Here is a 17,004-nt window from a genome sequence, read left to right on the forward strand (position 1 = left end):
CTGTGCAGAATACGTCAGATCCCACCACCGGCGACCCCAACTACCTGGTCGGGCTCGATCTCAACGGGCGTCGCGTTGTCGTGGTCGGCGGCGGCACCGTCGCCCAGCGCAGGCTCGGCCTGCTGATCGCATCGGGCGCGGACGTCGAGGTGATCAGTCGCGAGGCGACGCCCGCGGTCGAGGGGATGGCCACCTCCGGTCAACTGACGCTGACGTTGCGCGCCTACGCCGACGGCGATCTCGACGGCGCCTGGTACGCGATCGCCTGCACCGACGAGCCGGACACCAACGCGGCCGTCGTCGCCGAGGCCACCCGCCGCCGCATCTTCTGCGTGCGCGCCGATACCGCCCGGCTCGGCACCGCCGTCACCCCGGCGACGGCCCGGTACGACGGCATGACCCTCGGCGTGCTGGCCGGCGGCCAGCACCGCAGGTCCGCCGCGGTGCGCAACGCGCTGCTGGAGGCGCTGCAATCCGGTGTGGTGAGCGACGATTCGACGCCGGTCGCCCCCGGCGTCGCGCTGGTCGGCGGCGGTCCCGGCGATCCGGACCTGATCACCGTGCGCGGCCGCAGACTGCTGGCCAGGGCGAATCTCGTTGTGGCAGACCGGCTCGCGCCGCCGGAACTGCTCGCCGAACTGGGCCCCGACGTCGAGGTGATCGATGCGGCGAAGATCCCGTACGGCCGGGCCATGGCGCAGGAGGCGATCAACACCGCGCTCGTCGAGGGCGCGAAGGCGGGCAAATTCGTGGTGCGGCTCAAGGGCGGCGACCCGTACGTCTTCGGGCGCGGCTACGAGGAGGTCGAGGCGTGCGTCGCGGCCGGTGTCCCGGTGACGGTGGTGCCCGGCATCACCAGCCCCATCGGGGTACCCGCCGCGGCGGGCATCCCGGTGACCCATCGCGGCGTCACCCACGAATTCGTGGTGGTGAGTGGGCATATCGCGCCGGATCATCCGGATTCGCTCGTCGATTGGCCCGCGCTGGCCCGGCTGCGCGGCACGCTGGTGTTGATGATGGCGGTGGAGCGGATCGAACAGTTCGCCGCCGCGCTGCTCGACGGCGGACGACCCGCCGACACCCCGGCCACCGTTATCCAGGAGGGCACGCTGCGCACCCAGCGGGTGTTGCGCGCGGACCTGGCGACCGTCGCCGCGCGGGTGCGCACCGAGGGCATCCGTCCGCCCGCCATCGTGGTGATCGGTCCGACCGCTGGCTTCTCCGCGAATCCGACCGACGGGTAACCTCTTGGCGATGCACCGGGAAGCGCTGGTCAGCGTGCCGAACCACGGTTCGGCACGGTCCGTCGGCGCGGCGTCACGGCGTCGACCCATGTGCGTCATCAATTACAGTGGCTCACTGTGTCGACCCGCCCCATCCGCCCGCCCCGCAAGGTGGAGCATTCGCCCCGCACCGTGGAGCATTCGCCCCGGACCGTGGAAAACCTGTCGACGGTTCCCATTCCCGCCGTCGGCTTCGCTGTCCCATCGTTCCGGAAATCGGTTGAGCAGCCGGAGCATCCGATGAAGCAGCGAGCCTTCGGGCTCGCCATTCTGGTGTTGAGCGGGCTGCAGCTGATGGTGGTGCTCGACGGCAGCGTCGTCATCCTGGCGCTGCCCCGACTACAGGCGGAAATGGGTCTGTCCAGCTCCGGAAGCGCCTGGATGGTCACCGCGTACGGCCTGACCTTCGCCGGGTTGCTGCTGCTCGGCGGCAGGCTCGGGGATGCGTTCGGGCGCAAGCGAATGCTGATCCTCGGCGTCACCCTCTTCACCTTCGCCTCGCTGGCTTGCGGTTTGGCGCAGAACGAGGCGATGCTCATCGGCGCGCGTGCGGTGCAGGGCACCGGCGCCGCGATCGCTGCGCCGACCGCGATGGCGTTGGTGGTCAGCACATTCGCGCCGGGACCCGCGCGCAATCAGGCCATCGCGATCTTCGGTTCGATGGCGGGTATCGGATCGGTCGGCGGGCTGGTGATCGGCGGTGCGCTCACCGAGGTGGGCTGGCGCTGGATCTTCTGGATCAATGTGCCGATCGGCGCGCTGATCATCCTCGGCGCGATCTTCAAACTCAGGGATACCGCCCACCATCGGGTTTCGCTCGATGTGACCGGTGCGGTGCTCGGCACCCTCGCCTGCGCGGCGATCGTCTTCGGCGCCACCGAGGGACCGGAACTGGGCTGGCGCAGCCCCGTCATCATCGGTTCGCTGGTCGGCGGGTTGGTGCTGCTGATCGTCTTCGTGATCGCCGAGCGGTATGTCGACAGTCCACTGTTGCCGTGGTCGCTGTTCGACAACCGGGACCGGGTCGCGACCTTCATCGCGCTGTTCCTCGGATCCGGGGTGCTCGGCGCGATGACCTACTTCGTCGCGTTGTTCCTGCAGAACGTCATCGGATACAGCCCGATGGTGGCCGGTCTCGCCTGTCTGCCGTTCACCATCGGCGCCGGGATCGGCACCGGCGTCGCGACCAAGGCGGCGCTGTGGATTCAACCGCGCTGGATTCTGGCGTCGGCCGCCGCGATCATCACCGGCGGACTGCTGTTCGGTTCGACGCTGGACGGCAGCGTGCGGTATCCGACCCTGCTGGTGCTCTTGGTCGCCATCGGATTCGGTATCGGTTTCGTCATCGTGATCGGGCCGCTGTGCCTGCTCGTCGGGGTGCCGGTCTCGGAGGTCGGCCCGCTCTCGGCGGTGGGGCAGATGCTGTTGAATCTGGGTACCCCGCTGGCCATCGGCATCCTCACGCCGGTCGCCGCATCGCGCACGCTCTCACTCGGCGGCCATACCGACCGCAAGGTGAGCGAGCTGGACCCCACCGAACTCGCCGCGCTCGGCGACGGTTACACCCTGGTCCTGCTGTTCTGCGCGATGGCGGCGATCATCCTCGGCTTCATCGTGCTCACCCTGCGATACACCCCCGACCAACTGGCCGAGGCGCATCACGCCCAGGAGGAGGCCCAGCAGGGCTGAGCCGGTTGGGTTCTCACAGCCGTCCGGTGACCTTACGTGGGGTGACGCGCACGATGATCCGGTCGGAATCGTCCACCGAGGCCGGATTGAATTCGAGGTACGGCTTGCCGGTGTACTTCAGCGAGAGCTTGTTCGGCAGCGTCTTCTCCGGGTCCGGGGTGATCGTGACCGTGCCCCGGATCTCGGCGTAGGCGTAGGGGTTTTCCGGCGGGGCGATCATCACCGTGACGCGCGGGTCGCGCGCGATGTTCTTGGCCTGCTGACGCGTGACGGTGGTGGAGTACAGCAACTCGTCGCCGTCGCGTTCCAGCCAGATGACGGTGAGATGCGGATGCCCGTCCGGCCCGATGGTCGCGGCGGTCGCGAACACGTTGTTCTCGTCGATGTACTTCTTCAGCTCATCGGAGAGCACGGCTGTGGTGGTGGTCATCCTCCACGGAACAAACTCCGGCCGGATCCGATTCCCGATCCCGGTGAATTCGGCCCCGAAGATTGTGGGGTGTGCCCGCATCGGCGCCGCGCGGTACGGTTCGCCCGTACCAGAATGATCGGGAGAACCCATGAGTTACCTATGCGGGCGGCCGGATGGCGCTCGGCGTATCCGTCGGCTTCCGGCTGGTGTCCGGTCCGCATAGGTGACACTGACAATCTCGCCCGAAATTGTTGCGGTAAAAGAACTTTCGGGTGTATCGAAGAGATCGCGCATAACCTTCGTCAGCGGAATCGCAATCACCGCCGCGCTTTTCGCGATCGGCGGCTGGACACGGCGCTGGATCGCCGATGACGGCCTCACCGTGCTGCGGACGGTGCGAAACCTGTTGGCGGGCAACGGTCCGGTCTTCAATGCCGGTGAGCGCGTCGAGGTGAACACCAGCACGGCCTGGACCTACTTCATCTGGTTCTTCGGCTGGCTGACCGGGGCGCGACTGGAGTACGTCGCGCTCGGCGCCGCGCTGACGCTGTCGGTCGCCGCCATCGCCTTCGCGATGCTGGGCGCTGCCCGGTTGTGGGGTGTCGGCGGGGCCCAATTGCTGCTGCCCGCGGGCGCTCTCGTCTATATCGCGGTGCCGCCGGCCCGCGACTACGCCACATCGGGGCTGGAATCCGGTCTGGTCATCTGCTGGCTTGCGGTGCTGTGGTGGTTGCTGATCCGCTGGAGTCGTTCCCAAAAGGCGGGCACGGCAGATGTTTTCGTTTCGTCCTTCGTCGCCGGTCTGGCGCCGCTGATCCGGCCGGAGCTGACGGTGGTCGGCGCGCTCGCGCTGCTCATGATCTGTTGCGCGTCGCCCGTGGGGATCCGGATGCGAGCGTTGATCGTTGTGGTGGCAGGCCTGGCGCCGGTCGCGTATCAGATCTGGCGCATGGGCTATTACGGTCTGCCGTATCCGAATACGGCCGTCGCCAAGGATGCGGCCGGTGCGAAATGGCGGCAGGGGCTCGGCTACCTGTGGAATCTGGTCGGGCCGTACTGGCTTTGGGTTCCGCTCGTCGTGCTGGGTGTCGCGGCGATCGTTGCGGTGCGGTCCGCCGGATTCGATCGGAAACCGGCTCGGGTCGGCGGGTGGCTTCGGACCCCGGCCGCGGTGGTCGCCCTCATGGCCGGTAGCGGTGTTCTGTTGACCGGCTACGAGATTCGCGTCGGCGGCGATTTCATGCACGGCCGAACGCTGCTGCCACCGCTGTTCTGCCTCCTGCTGCCCGTCATGATGCTGCCGCTGAAACCTTCGGCCGCCCAGCCGGATTCGCGCCGAACCCGGCTGATAATGTCGGCGGCCTTGGCCGCGACCGCCGGCTGGGCGCTGTTCGCGGCCGATACGACCGCGATCGAGACCGGCAGCAGGATCAGTTCCGCCGGTATAGCGGACGAGCGGCTCTATTACGTCCAGAATACCGGCCACGCGCACCCGATCCGTGCCGAGGATTACCTCGACTACCCCCGGATGCGCGCCATGGTCCGCGATATCGCCGCAAGCCCGAACGGCGGCCTGCTGATCAATTCGCCGACCTTCACGAACTGGCATATCGTCCCGCCACCGCGGCCGGTCCCGGACGGCGGCGCCGGACATACCGTGTTCTACGTGAACCTCGGCATGATCGGGATGAATATGCCGCTCGACGTCCGCGTCATCGATCCGGTGGGGCTGGCGTATCCGCTTGCCGCACATACTTTTCGATTCCCGAATGCGCGCATCGGCCACGACAAGAATCTGGATTCGGACTGGGCGGTCGTCGATGCGGGCATGGTGGACCGGCATCCGTGGATGCCGTGGTTCCTGGACGAGGGCTGGGTGACCCGGATCCGAACCGCCATGACCTGCCCGCAAACCCGCGACCTGCTGGACGCGACCCGCGCCCCGCTGACCCCGGACCGATTCCGGCGCAACATCCAGAAGTCGCTGGAGTACGCCAGATACCGCATCGACCGGGTGCCGGAGAACGAGATCGAGCGCTGCCGAGTGCTCGGTTATAACTAGCGTTTCGGCGTCCCATCCAGGCCGAAATCGATGGCACCCGCCTTGCCGTGCACGTTCGTCGCGTGGATGGTCACGGTCCCGCCGCCCGCTCCCGAAACCTCGAACCACACGGCGTTCGGGTCGGCGATGTCGAGCGTTTTCGGCGCCTGCGCCAGCAGTTCGACGATCTTGGGCAGATCGATTCGAGAGATGTCGACTTCGGGACCGTCCACGGCTCCGACCCCGCGGATGGTCAGCCCGAAATGGCCACCGGCGTAGGTGTATTCACTCGCGATATGGATCCGACTCCGGGCCGCGGACACCGACAGATCGGCTTTATCCGGCAATACGACCAGGTGTGTGACGATGGTGTGGCCGAATTCGCTACGCGCAGCGGCAATCAGCGTGTTGAGCCCGTCGACCGTATCCAGGCGCGGCGTCGACGTGTGGACCGGAAACTCGATGCGCGCATCGATTCCCACCGGACCCGCGGATGGGCTCGGCCGCGAATCCCGGCCCGCGACAAAGCCGATCACAACGCTCGACACCACCACGAGTCCGGCGGCGACCGTCGCCAGCACGGCTCGTCGCATACCGCGCCGAGGCGGCGGTGTGTGCTCCGGTATCCGAAGATCGGCGACCAGCGCCGCCAAATCACCGACCGTGGCCGCCGAGATGGCTTGCCGGACCCGCGTTTCGTGCTCGTTGATATCGAGTTGCCCTGCGGCATAAGCCTTGTCGAGCACGGCGCATGTATCGGCCCGGTCGTCATCACCGGCCCTGAGACGAGGTTCTGCCATGATGTCCCCCAGCAGAACGCCGGTCGAATAGTGTCCGACGGCTCCGCCCGGCATCGATGCCGTCGGCCTCAACACTATTCCCGCACCGCGGCACCGGACAGCCACTGTGCTCGAGACCACGACGGGCAGGTGTGCCCGCGTCCGGCTGTTGCGAACCGTCGCTCAGACGGTGTGCCGGTCGGCGATGGTCAGGACCTGGTCGAGGATGGCCAGACCCTCCTTGACCTCGGCTTCGTCGATGGTGCACGGGGGTACCACGTGGATTCGGTTGAAGTTGACGAACAGGAGGAGTCCGGCTCGGCGGGCGGCGGCCGTCACCTCGGTCATGGCCGGGCCGGTGCCGCCGTATGGGGCGAGAGGTTCACGAGTTGCCTTGTCGCGCACCAGTTCCAGCGCCCAGAAGACGCCGAGGCCGCGCACCTCGCCGATGCTCGGGTGGCGGTCGGCGAGTTCGCGCAGGCCGGGGCCGAGTACCCGGGCGCCGATATCGGCGGCGTTCTCCACGATGCGCTCGTCGCGCATGGCGGTGATGGTGGCGACGGCCGCGGCCGTGGCCAGCGGATGGCCGGAGTAGGTGAGGCCACCCGGGTAGGGGCGTTCGTCGAAGGTGGCGGCGATGGCCGGGCCGATCGCGACGCCGCCGAGCGGCACATAGCCGGAGTTCACCCCCTTGGCGAAGGTGAGCAGATCCGGGACGACGCCATCGGCGTGCTCGATGGCGAACCACTTTCCGGTGCGGCCGAATCCGGCCATCACCTCGTCGGCGATGAAGACGATGCCGAACCGGTCGCACAGTTCGCGCACGCCGGCGAGATATCCCGGTGGGGGGACCATGATTCCGGCCGTGCCGGGCACCGATTCCAGCACGACGGCCGCGATGGTCGACGGTCCCTCGAACAGGATGGTCTGTTCGAGGTGCGCCAAAGCCCTTGCGGTTTCCTCGGTTTCGTCGGTCGCGTGGAATTGCGAGCGGTACAGGAACGGTCCGAAGAAGTGCACGGCGCCACTGTTGCCGTGATCGTTCGGCCAGCGCCGCGGATCGCCGGTCAGGTTGATCGCGGTGTCGGTGCCGCCGTGGTACGAGCGGTACCTGGTGAGCACCTTGTACCGGCCGGTGTGCAGCCGCGCCATCCGCACCGCGTGCTCCACCGCGTCGGCCCCGCCGTTGGTGAAGAAGATCCGGTTCAGCTCGCCCGGCGTGCGCTCGGCGATGAGCCGGGCCGCCTCGGAGCGCGCGCCGTTGGCGTGCTGCGGGGCGACCGTGCACAGCTTCGCCGCCTGCTCCTGAACGGCCGCAACCACTTTCGGATGCTGGTGGCCGATATTGGTATTCACCATCTGCGAGGAGAAGTCCAGCAGGCGGTTCCCGTCCCCGTCCCACACGTAGCAGCCCTGGGCCGCGGTGATGGTCATGGGGGTCAGCTGCTGCTGCGCCGACCACGAGTGGAACACGTGCAGGCGGTCCAACTCGTAGGCGCGGGCCGCCTCCTGCCTGGCCTGCTCCTGCGTCAGGCCGTTCGGGAGCGTCATAACGAAATCTCCGTTCGATTTGCGGCGTTCGCGGCCCTGCGTGGTTACGCAGGCTGCCTCCTCCGGGCCTGAGCTCACGCCGCGGTGTCTGCTATTTGTTCTGCGGGAAGCCCAGTTCCAAACCTCCGTGGCTGGGATCGAGCCAGCGGCTGGTGACCGCCTTGGCCCGGGTGAAGAAGTGCACACCTTCGATGCCGTGTGCGTGCGTATCGCCGAAGAGGGAGTTCTTCCACCCGCCGAAGCTGTAGTAGGCCATCGGAACCGGGATCGGCACGTTGATACCGACCATGCCGACCTCGACCTCGTTGTGGAAGCGCCGGGCCGCGCCGCCGTCGTTGGTGAAGATAGCGGTGCCGTTGCCGTAGGGGTTGGCGTTGATCATAGTCAGCGCGTCGTCATAGCTGTCAACTCGCACCACCGACAGAACCGGGCCGAAGATTTCGTCGGTGTACACGCTCATCTGTGTGCCGACGTTGTCGAGAATCGTTGGGCCGAGCCAGAATCCGTCCTTCGCGCCATCGGCTTCGATACCGCGCCCGTCGAGTACCACGGTGGCGCCCTCGGATTCGCCCGCGGCCACGTACGCGGCGACCTTGTCGCGATGCGCCTTGGTTACCAGCGGGCCCATGTCGGTGCCGCGGGTGCCGTCGCCGGTCTTGACGGTGAGCGCGCGCTCCTTGATCTTCGCGACCAGTTCGTCGCCGATCGAGCCGACCGCGACCACCACGCTGATCGCCATGCAGCGCTCGCCCGCCGAACCGAAGCCCGCGTTCACCGCGGCGTCGGCGGCCAGGTCCAGGTCCGCGTCGGGCAGCACGACCATGTGGTTCTTCGCGCCGCCGAGCGCCTGCACCCGCTTGCCCGCAGCGGTGCCGCGCTGGTAGACGTACTTCGCGATCGGGGTCGAGCCGACGAACGACACGGCCTTGATGCCCGGATTGTCCAGCAGTTCGTCCACCGCGACCTTGTCGCCCTGCACCACGTTGAATACGCCGGCGGGCAGCCCGGCCTCGTGCCACAGCTCGGCCAGCCACAGCGAGGCCGACGGATCTTTCTCGCTCGGCTTGAGCACCACCGTATTGCCCGCGGCGATGGCGAGCGGGAAGAACCACATCGGCACCATGGCCGGGAAATTGAACGGCGAGATGATCGCGACCGGCCCCAGCGGCTGGCGGATATTGAAGATGTCCACCTTGGTCGAGGCGTTCTCGGTGAAGCTGCCCTTCACCAGATGCGGTATGCCGCAAGCGAATTCGACCACCTCGAGGCCGCGGGTCACCTCGCCGAGCGCATCGTTGAGCACCTTGCCGTGCTCGGCGGTGATGAGTGCGGCCAACTCCTCCTTGCGCGCGTTGAGCAGTTCGCGGAAGCGGAACAGGATTTGGGTGCGCCGGGCCAGCGAGGTGTCGCGCCATTCCGGAAAGGCCGCGGCGGCCGACGCGATCGCGGCCCGCACATCCTCGGCGGTGGCCAGGCACAGCTGCCCGGTGACCACGCCGGTGGCCGGATTCGTCACCGGCAGCGTGCCCGCACCCGCACCCGCGAACGCCTTGCCGTCGATCCAATGCGCGATTGTCTGCATATCTCCTCGATTCGCTTCGTCGGCAGGTGCCGCCACCGACCTCGACTCTTCCGCATCGAGCATGCTCGGAGCATCGACGATTTGTATGCGATTTCGAGTTTCGTATTACGATTCGTCGGGTGGTGCCCTCCGTTGCCGACGTGTTGGCGATGCCGGTGGTGCGCGCCGCGCGGCCCGAGGTGGTCGGCGGCGGCGCGCTGGACCGTCCGGTGCGCTGGGTGCACGTCATCGATCTGCCCGCGGTGGCCGAGCTGCTGGTGGGCGGCGAACTCGTGCTCACCACCGGCCAGGCGCTCGCGCACGGTGACGCCGCCACCGTCGACTATCTGAACGCCCTTGCGGCGGCGGATGTTTCGGGTCTGGTCGTCGAACTGGGTTCGTTCGTCCCGGAATTGCCGCCCATTGTCGCGAAAACCGCCGACGCGCTCGGACTTCCGGTCATCGCGCTGCACCGGGTGACCCGCTTCGTCGAGATCACCGAGGCGGTGCACCGGATGATCGTCGCCGACCAATACGCGGAGCTGGAATTCGCCCGCACCGTACACGAGACCTTCACCGAACTCAGCGTGCGCCGGGCCTCGCTGAGCGAAATCGTGAAGACGGCGGCGGGCATGCTCGACGCACCGGTGGTGCTGGAGGATCTGGCGCACCGGGTGCTCGCGCTGACCGTCAAACACACCACCGCCTCGGCCGTCCTGGACAACTGGGAGACCACCTCGCGCCTGCTGCCCGATACCGCCGACGATGTGGTCGCGGTCGGCCCGCACACCCAGCCGTGGGGCAGGCTGATCCTGCGCTCGCATCATGTGCCGACACCGCGCGCCAGGATGGTGCTGGAACGGGCCGCGCAGACGCTCACCCTGCACCGGATGATCGACCGGGACCGGTTCGGCCTTCATCGCCGGGCCCAGACCGGCCTGATCGACGATATGGTCAACGGCCGGGTGCTCGACGAGCGCGAGGCACAGGCCAGGGCCGCCGCGCTCGGGCTCACCCGCCGCGCCGCCTATGTGCCGCTCGCGATACACGTTGCGGCCCTTGCCGAATCGGATCCGGTGGCCGCGCAGCGGCGCAGCGCGGGCATTCTGGACGCGGTGACGCACGGGCTCGGACTGGCCAAGGCGACGGCGCTGATCGCGGCCGAACACGGCGACCGGGTGAGCATGATCCTCGCCGTCGCGCGCGGCGCCGAACCGGATGCGAATCTGCGCGGCGTGTGCAATGCCATCACCGGCGAGACGCGCCGCGTCGACGGGGTGCACCGGGTGGTGATAGGCGTTGGGGCGGAATCGGATTCGCTACTCGACACCGCACGCGAGCTCGCGCACGCCGCGCACGTCGCGGAGGTGGCGCTCTCCATGGCCGCGAACCGGCCGTTCTATCGCAGCGGTGATGTGCGGCTGCGCGGGCTGCTCTCGCTGATCCGCAACGAACCGGGCGTGCAGCGGTTCGCCGAAACCGAGCTGAGCGCGCTGCTGCGCTACGACATCCGGCATTCGGCCGACCTGACGCGCACGCTGCGCCAATTCCTCGACCTGGCGGGCAATAAGACCGAACTCGCGCGGCGGCTGAACATCAGCAGGCCGACGCTGTACGACCGGCTGGCCCGCATCGAACGCATCCTCGACGTCGACCTGGAGGACGGCGAGTCGCGCACCTCGCTGCACGCGGCGCTGCTCATCCGCGATCTGACCGCGACAACGCAGACCGTCGCCGACAGACTGTAGGACTCTCGTGATCGGCTGCGGGCCTGCCCTTTTCATCCATCGAAAGGGGCAGGCCCGCAACGTCTACGGCAGCAGCTGGAAGATGGCGGTCACCGGCGGGCGCACCACCTGCTCGACCGGCGGCGGGAGCTGGCGCAGGAACTGTTCGACCGGCTCGGGCAGCGGCTTGGGCGGCGCGGGCGCCGGGCGCGGATTGCCGTTGCGGTCGAGGCCGTTGCGGTCGAAGCCGGCGCGATCGAATCCGTTGCGGTCGTAGCCATTTCGGTCGTAGCCCCACCGGTTGTACCCGGAGCTGTTGAAGCCGTACCGGTCGTAACCGTCCTTGTCGTAGCCACGACGGTCGTAACCGTTCTTGTCGTAACCCGACTTGTAGCCGTACCGGTCGTAACCGTCCTTGTCATTTCCGAATCTGTCGAACCCGTTCTTGTCGTAGCCGGAACGGTTGAAACCGGATTGGTTATAACCCGATTTGTTGTAGCCGTCCTTGTCATAACCCTGCCGGTCATAGCCGGATCGGTCGTAGCCGGATTTGTTGTAACCATTCCGGTCGTAGCCGTTCCGGTCATAGCCCTGCCGGTCGTATCCGTTTTTGTCGTACTCGTCCGCGACGAGACGTCGCTGCTCGCTGACGCCGGGATCATTTGCCGCTTGGGCTGGTCCGGCCGCGACTACGGCGGGCCCGATCAGGGCCGCCGCCGCCATCGAGGCAGCGGTAATTCGCAATGCGGTTTTTCGGGAAACATTGTGCATGGCAGGCAAATCGCACCTTTGTGATCTGTCGCGCTCACACTTTGCGGCGCCGGAATCGAGGAAAGCAATCGAGACTGAGACAAGCCTGAGTGAAATAGTTGAATGATTGGCGAATTCGGTTCGACGGCCGCGAATATCATTGTCGTGCAGGTATTCCGATATTAGAATCGGCCGCAGAATGTGAGAGACATCACGTCGACTCGAGGTTTGATCGCCGGCGGATCGGGCACGCACGGGCCGCGATGTCGGCTATCGTATTCCCAGGCCGCATCCGCGGCCGAAATCCGCTGGACCACAGCACATGTCGTCCGTCGTCTCGGAGTTCGGATGATGAGAATCGTTCGCCCACGGTGGATCCGCCTTCCCGGCGTCCGCCCGCGCCCGCGCCCCACCGCGCGCCCCACCGATCCCACCGTCTCAGTGCTCTGGCTGCGCTGCTGAATCGGGCTGTGCCCAGCGATGCGGTCGCACAGTATTGCCCGCGGCGGGACCGTTCGCGAGACTGGGCGAATGAGTACGACCGCAGAGCATCTGCTCGAACGGTGGAGCGACCTGGCCGGGCCCGAAACATGGTCGGTGGGAGCCGATTTGGTGCGGCGGTATCAGGAGCCGCATCGGCGGTACCACACGGTCGAGCATTTGTCCGCCATGCTGCACGTCATCGATGAGCTGGCCGCCGACGCGGACGATCTCGACGCGGTGCGATTCGCCGCCTACTTCCACGACGCGATCTACGAGATCGGCCGTCCCGACAACGAGGAACGCAGCGCCGAGCTGGCCGAGTCGGCGCTCGAATCCATCGGTGTCGCAAGCGGCTTGATCACGGAGGTGGGCCGCCTCGTCCGGCTGACCGCGAAGCATGCGCCGGGGCCGGGTGATCGCAACGGAAATGTGTTGTGCGACGCGGATCTGGCGATTCTCGCCGCGAGCCCGGCCGATTATGCCGCGTACACGGCGGCCGTCCGTGCAGAGTACGCGCAGGTTCCGGACGAGGCGTTCCGGCTGGGCCGGGCCGAGATACTGCGCGCGCTCGCCGCCGCGCCGACGCTGTTCCGGACCGCCACCGGCCGCGCTCGGTTCGAGGCGCGGGCCAGGGCGAATCTGGCGGGCGAACTGGCCGGGCTGACCGCCTGAGTCACTGGCCCTTCAAGGGATTTCGGGCCGCGGCGGCGAGCCCGACGGACGCCGCCACCTGCGGCCACAGGATGTCGACGACGGCGGTGGGGGAGGGTGGTGGGGTGCGTCGCAGGGCGGCGACCATCACCTGGCGCATGGCGCCGAACATGGCGGCGCCGGCCAGCTCCGCGTCGATCCGCGCCGGAAGTTCGCCGCGGCGCTGGGCCCGGCGGATACCGGCCGCGGTGCCGCGGATGATCGCCTCGATGCGTGCCGTTTCGGTCTGCGCCACCAGCGGATCGCGGGTGAGCTGCCCGTAGAGCACCACCGCGAACGGATCGGCGTAATTGAATTCGACGCCCTTGATCAGGCGCGCGTATTCGTGCTCGGCCCAGGTGCCGGTCGCGTCCAGATCGAGCCGCAGCACCTCGGCCTCGAATCGGTCGAAGAATTCGTCGACCAGCGCGCAGACCAGGCCGGGTTTGGACCGGAAATAGCGGTTGATCAGGCTGGGTACCACGCCCGCGCGCGCGGCGACGGCGGCCACCTCGATATGCCCGCCGGATTCGACCGCCTCGGCGCGGGCCGCCGCGAGCAGGCGCTCGCGGGTGGCCTGACCCTTACTCGTCGACGGTGCCGCGACAGTGTCCATGCACCACAGTCTCCATGACGGGGAGTCCAGACAAAAAAGAATTGACGTCACATCACTTTTTGTGTTCGGATGGTGCACATCACTCGTCACAGGGAGGTGCGCCGTGACCCGCGCTGCCGTATCCGTCGAAACCGTTGCCGCCGAAGATAATCCGCTGGAACTGGATGTCGCGCTGTGCGAGGGGCTGGCCCGCCACGCGCCGTGGGGCCTGCCGCGGGTGCAGCGGCTGGCCCGCATCGCCGCCGCCGAACAGACGGCCGAACATGCCGCGCGCGCCGAACGCAACGTGCCACGGCTGCACGGCCTGGATCGCGACGGCGGCCGGATCGATCGCATCGAATGCGATCCGTCGTGGTCCTGGCTGCTGGACACCGCGGTCGAGCACGAAATGCCTTCGCTGCCTTGGCGGGAGCGAAGGGCAGGCGCCTTCGTCGTCCGCAATGCGCTGGGATACGTTTGGGGACAGGTGAATACCGGTGTGCTGTGCCCGGTGATCATGACGCTCGCGGCCGTTCCGGTGCTGGAGCGTTTCGCTCCGGAACTCGCGGCGCTGTGGGTTCCTCGGCTCACCGATCCGAGGCCGGGCCGCAATGCCCTTGCGGGACAGGCATATACCGAGAAGCAGGGCGGCTCGGACCTGCGCGCGACGCTGACCACCGCCGTCGACCGCGGTGACGGCGCCTGGGAACTGCACGGCCACAAATGGTTCGTCTCGGCGCCGATGGCGGATATCTTCCTGACGCTCGCCCAGACCTCCGATGGGCTGTCCTGCTTCCTCGTCGAGCGCGGCCCCGGTGTGCGGCCGATCCGGTTGAAGGACAAGCTCGGCACCAGGTCGCTGCCCACGGCGGAGGTCGAATTCCGCGGTGCGCGAGCGTGGTTGGTCGGCACGCCGGGCCAGGGTATGGCGCCGCTGGTGCACAATCTCGGATACGCCCGGTTGGGTCCGGCCGTCGCGCCGGAGATGCGCGCCGCCGTCGCGGCGGCCATCCACTACTGCCGTCGCCGCCGCGCCTTCGGACAGCGGCTCGTCGACCAACCCGCGATGGCGAATGTGCTGGCCGATCTGGCCATCGAATCGGAGGCGGCCACCGCGGGCATGCTGCGACTCGCCGCGATGTACGACGATTTCGGCTCCCCGCTGCGTCGCTTGGCCACCTCGATCACCAAATACTGGGGGTGTGGCCGGGTGACGGGTCACATCGCCGAGGCCATGCAGTGTCTGGGCGGTAATGGCTACAGCGAATCATTCGGTCTGGCAAGGCTGTTGCGCGACGCCTCGGTGCACGCCATCTGGGAGGGCTCCGGCAACGTGACCGCGCTCGACGTGCTGCGCGGCATCGGGAAGAACCCGGAAACACTGGACGCGTTCCTCGGCGAATGCGCGGCGGCCCGTGGTGGCAACCGACTCCTCGACGACCACCTCGAGCGCACCGCGACCCGCGCGGCGGCCGTACTACACGGCACGACACCCGCAGCCGAGGCCCGGCGACTGGTCGAGGATCTGGCGCTGGCCTTCTACGCGAGCCTGTTGGTGCGGTATTCGGTTCCCGCCGTCGCCGACGCCTTCTGCGCGGGGCGGCTCGGCCCCGACCGCGGCTTGGCCTACGGCACGCTGCCATCCGGCACCGATACCGCGGCCATCATCGAACGCGCTCTGCCGCAATAACTTCCGCTGATCAACGACCATATCCGAAGGGATGCTCATGCCGATCGAATACGAAATCGACGGCCCGATAGTCGTCATCACCATCAACCGGCCCGAGGTCGCCAACGCCATCGACCGGCCGACCGCGACCGAACTGGCCGACGCCTTCCGCCGCTTCGACGCCTGTCCGGAACTATCGGTCGCGGTGCTCACCGGTGCGGGCGAAACCTTCTGCGCGGGCGCGGATCTGCAAGCCATGCGCGATCCCGAACGCTTCAGCCGGATCGCGGCGCACGGCGACGGTCCGGTCGGGCCGACCCGCATGCTGCTCGGCAAACCCGTGATCGCCGCCGTCGAGGGACATGCCGTCGCGGGCGGATTCGAATTGGCCGCCTGGTGCGATCTGCGGGTGGCCGCCCGGGACGCCGTTTTCGGAATCTATTGCCGCCGTTGGGGAATACCCCTCATGGACGGCGGGACGGTGCGCATCGCAAGGCTCATCGGCCACTCGCACGCGCTGGATCTCATCCTCACCGGCCGCGGCGTCAGCGGCGTGGAGGCCGAGCGGATGGGTATCGCGAACCGGCTCACCGCACCCGGCGAAACCCTCGCCGCCGCACGCGAACTCGCCGCGGATATCGCCGCCCGGCCGCAGGCGGCGCTGCGCAGCGACCGCCTCTCCAGCTATCAGCAGTGGTCGCGCGACCTCGACGACGCACTGCTCAACGAATTCCGGCACGGCACCGGCACCCTCGAAACGGGGGAGTTCAGCGCCGGTCTCGACCGCTACGAATCCGGCCGCCCCACCCGCGCGTGGAGCTGACAGCCGGATCAAGGCGGTCCGGCGGGCGGCGGACCGGTTCGCGCGTCACCGATCGGCATGGCGCGCAACGGGGATTGGCTCGGCGCGCAACAGGGCTGGCTCGGCGCGCGACGAGACCGGCTCAGCGCACAACGAGACGGGCTCGGTCGCAACGGAACCGCCTCGGCGCGCAAGACGATCATTCGTCGTCGAGCAGGTCCCGGATCGATTCCGCATAGGCGGCGAGCGCCCGCCGCATCACCGGCACCTCCGCGTAATCGAGTTCGGCCTGTTCCAGGAAGCCCCGCAGATCGTCCGAGAAATGTTGGGTGCCGGGCTTTTCGGCATAGCGCTGGTTCGGGTCGCACTCCGGCGCCCAGTGCAGCCCGTTGGCGGTGAGGAATTCGTCGACGGTGCGTAGCCGCCGCAGCTGCGGCGCGAGATCCGTCCGGTGCGGACCGTAGATTTCGGCGGCGATCGGCGAGCCTCGGAAGACCTGTGCCAGATCGTCTTCCGCGGCCTCGGCATCGGATTCGGCGAACGCGTCCCATACGGCGCGGGCGATGAGGGCGAGGAAGATCGGCGCCCCGTCCAGGGTCGCGACCGCGGCGTCCACCGTCTCCAGCGCGCCGTAGTTGCGTTCGAAGGACTGGAAGAGGTCCTCGATATGTAGTCGTTCGTTGGTGCGGGACAACCCGATCCAGCTCGGATCCACCGCGAAGCGCCCGTCGCGCAGCCGGGCCAGGAAGTATTCGGCGAGCACCTCGGTGCCGCGGTCCTCCAGCACGCCGTCGACGGATCCGAAGCGGTCGTACTGGCCCGTGACACCGAGACTCAGCGGCCGGTAACCGTTTTCGGCGGGGTGCACCGCCACGGCTACCGCATCCGCGCCCTTCAGACTGACGCCGCTGATCATGCACCGGTAGTCGTAGAAGCCCACCGCGGCAGAATACTGTCGGATGCGGTGTTGAT

At 67.8% G+C, this 17,004-nt stretch carries 14 protein-coding genes; 7 read left to right on the forward strand and 7 right to left on the reverse strand.

What is annotated here, in order from left to right; genetic code table 11:
• The first annotated feature begins 2 nt into the window (after window positions 1–2).
• A complete protein-coding gene (gene cobA, locus LGY53_RS10065) occupies window positions 3–1,244 on the forward strand; it encodes a uroporphyrinogen-III C-methyltransferase (RefSeq protein WP_225726390.1) in 1,242 nt (413 codons plus the stop codon).
• A gap of 279 nt (window positions 1,245–1,523) precedes the next feature.
• Entirely contained in the window at window positions 1,524–2,972 is a 1,449-nt protein-coding gene (locus LGY53_RS10070) for an MFS transporter (RefSeq protein ID WP_225726391.1), read from the forward strand.
• A gap of 13 nt (window positions 2,973–2,985) precedes the next feature.
• Here the strand turns inward: LGY53_RS10070 and LGY53_RS10075 are convergent, their stop codons facing one another.
• Window positions 2,986–3,402 (reverse strand): PPOX class F420-dependent oxidoreductase, encoded by a 417-nt coding sequence (locus tag LGY53_RS10075; protein WP_225726392.1) that lies wholly within the window; start codon window positions 3,400–3,402, stop codon window positions 2,986–2,988.
• Between the two features lie 211 nt (window positions 3,403–3,613).
• Between LGY53_RS10075 and zomB the strand changes: the two genes are divergently transcribed.
• Window positions 3,614–5,446, forward strand: a complete 1,833-nt coding sequence (gene zomB, locus LGY53_RS10080) for a flagellar motor control protein ZomB (RefSeq protein WP_255663916.1) — start codon at window positions 3,614–3,616, stop codon at window positions 5,444–5,446.
• Here zomB and LGY53_RS10085 read toward each other — a convergent pair.
• The 3 genes from LGY53_RS10085 to LGY53_RS10095 all read right to left on the reverse strand — a co-directional run bounded on the left by LGY53_RS10085 (window position 5,443) and on the right by LGY53_RS10095 (window position 9,337).
• On the reverse strand, window positions 5,443–6,225 hold the full coding sequence (locus LGY53_RS10085; protein ID WP_225726393.1) for a DUF1707 domain-containing protein: 783 nt from the start codon (window positions 6,223–6,225) through the stop codon (window positions 5,443–5,445). The genes zomB and LGY53_RS10085 overlap by 4 nt on opposite strands.
• Window positions 6,226–6,387: 162 nt before the next feature.
• Window positions 6,388–7,755: an aspartate aminotransferase family protein gene (locus LGY53_RS10090; protein WP_225726394.1), complete on the reverse strand. Its 1,368-nt coding sequence runs from the start codon at window positions 7,753–7,755 to the stop codon at window positions 6,388–6,390.
• Between the two features lie 91 nt (window positions 7,756–7,846).
• Entirely contained in the window at window positions 7,847–9,337 is a 1,491-nt protein-coding gene (locus LGY53_RS10095) for a CoA-acylating methylmalonate-semialdehyde dehydrogenase (RefSeq protein ID WP_225726395.1), read from the reverse strand.
• A gap of 149 nt (window positions 9,338–9,486) precedes the next feature.
• Here LGY53_RS10095 and LGY53_RS10100 point away from each other — a divergent pair, with 149 nt between their 5' ends.
• On the forward strand, window positions 9,487–11,064 hold the full coding sequence (locus tag LGY53_RS10100; protein ID WP_255663917.1) for a PucR family transcriptional regulator: 1,578 nt from the start codon (window positions 9,487–9,489) through the stop codon (window positions 11,062–11,064).
• A gap of 63 nt (window positions 11,065–11,127) precedes the next feature.
• Here the strand turns inward: LGY53_RS10100 and LGY53_RS10105 are convergent, their stop codons facing one another.
• Complete coding sequence (locus LGY53_RS10105) at window positions 11,128–12,048, reverse strand: hypothetical protein (RefSeq protein ID WP_225726397.1); 921 nt, start codon at window positions 12,046–12,048, stop codon at window positions 11,128–11,130.
• Between the two features lie 276 nt (window positions 12,049–12,324).
• Here LGY53_RS10105 and LGY53_RS10110 point away from each other — a divergent pair, with 276 nt between their 5' ends.
• Window positions 12,325–12,948: a metal-dependent phosphohydrolase gene (locus LGY53_RS10110; protein ID WP_225726398.1), complete on the forward strand. Its 624-nt coding sequence runs from the start codon at window positions 12,325–12,327 to the stop codon at window positions 12,946–12,948.
• 1 nt (window position 12,949) lies between these two features.
• On the opposite strand, the gene LGY53_RS10115 is transcribed toward LGY53_RS10110, so the two are convergent.
• Window positions 12,950–13,582, reverse strand: a complete 633-nt coding sequence (locus LGY53_RS10115) for a TetR/AcrR family transcriptional regulator (protein ID WP_225726399.1) — start codon at window positions 13,580–13,582, stop codon at window positions 12,950–12,952.
• A gap of 103 nt (window positions 13,583–13,685) precedes the next feature.
• Here LGY53_RS10115 and LGY53_RS10120 point away from each other — a divergent pair, with 103 nt between their 5' ends.
• Together LGY53_RS10120 and LGY53_RS10125 are read left to right on the forward strand one after the other, a co-directional pair.
• Window positions 13,686–15,251: an acyl-CoA dehydrogenase family protein gene (locus LGY53_RS10120; RefSeq protein WP_225726400.1), complete on the forward strand. Its 1,566-nt coding sequence runs from the start codon at window positions 13,686–13,688 to the stop codon at window positions 15,249–15,251.
• Between the two features lie 37 nt (window positions 15,252–15,288).
• A complete protein-coding gene (locus LGY53_RS10125; protein ID WP_225726401.1) occupies window positions 15,289–16,053 on the forward strand; it encodes a crotonase/enoyl-CoA hydratase family protein in 765 nt (254 codons plus the stop codon).
• A 178-nt stretch (window positions 16,054–16,231) separates the two neighbouring features.
• On the opposite strand, the gene LGY53_RS10130 is transcribed toward LGY53_RS10125, so the two are convergent.
• Window positions 16,232–16,972: a hypothetical protein gene (locus LGY53_RS10130; protein ID WP_225726402.1), complete on the reverse strand. Its 741-nt coding sequence runs from the start codon at window positions 16,970–16,972 to the stop codon at window positions 16,232–16,234.
• Window positions 16,973–17,004: the final 32 nt, after the last annotated feature.

Origin of the sequence: Nocardia sp. JCM 34519.1, assembly GCF_020361265.1 — a bacterium.
In the GTDB taxonomy this organism is placed as follows: Bacteria; Actinomycetota; Actinomycetes; order Mycobacteriales; family Mycobacteriaceae; genus Nocardia; species Nocardia arthritidis_A.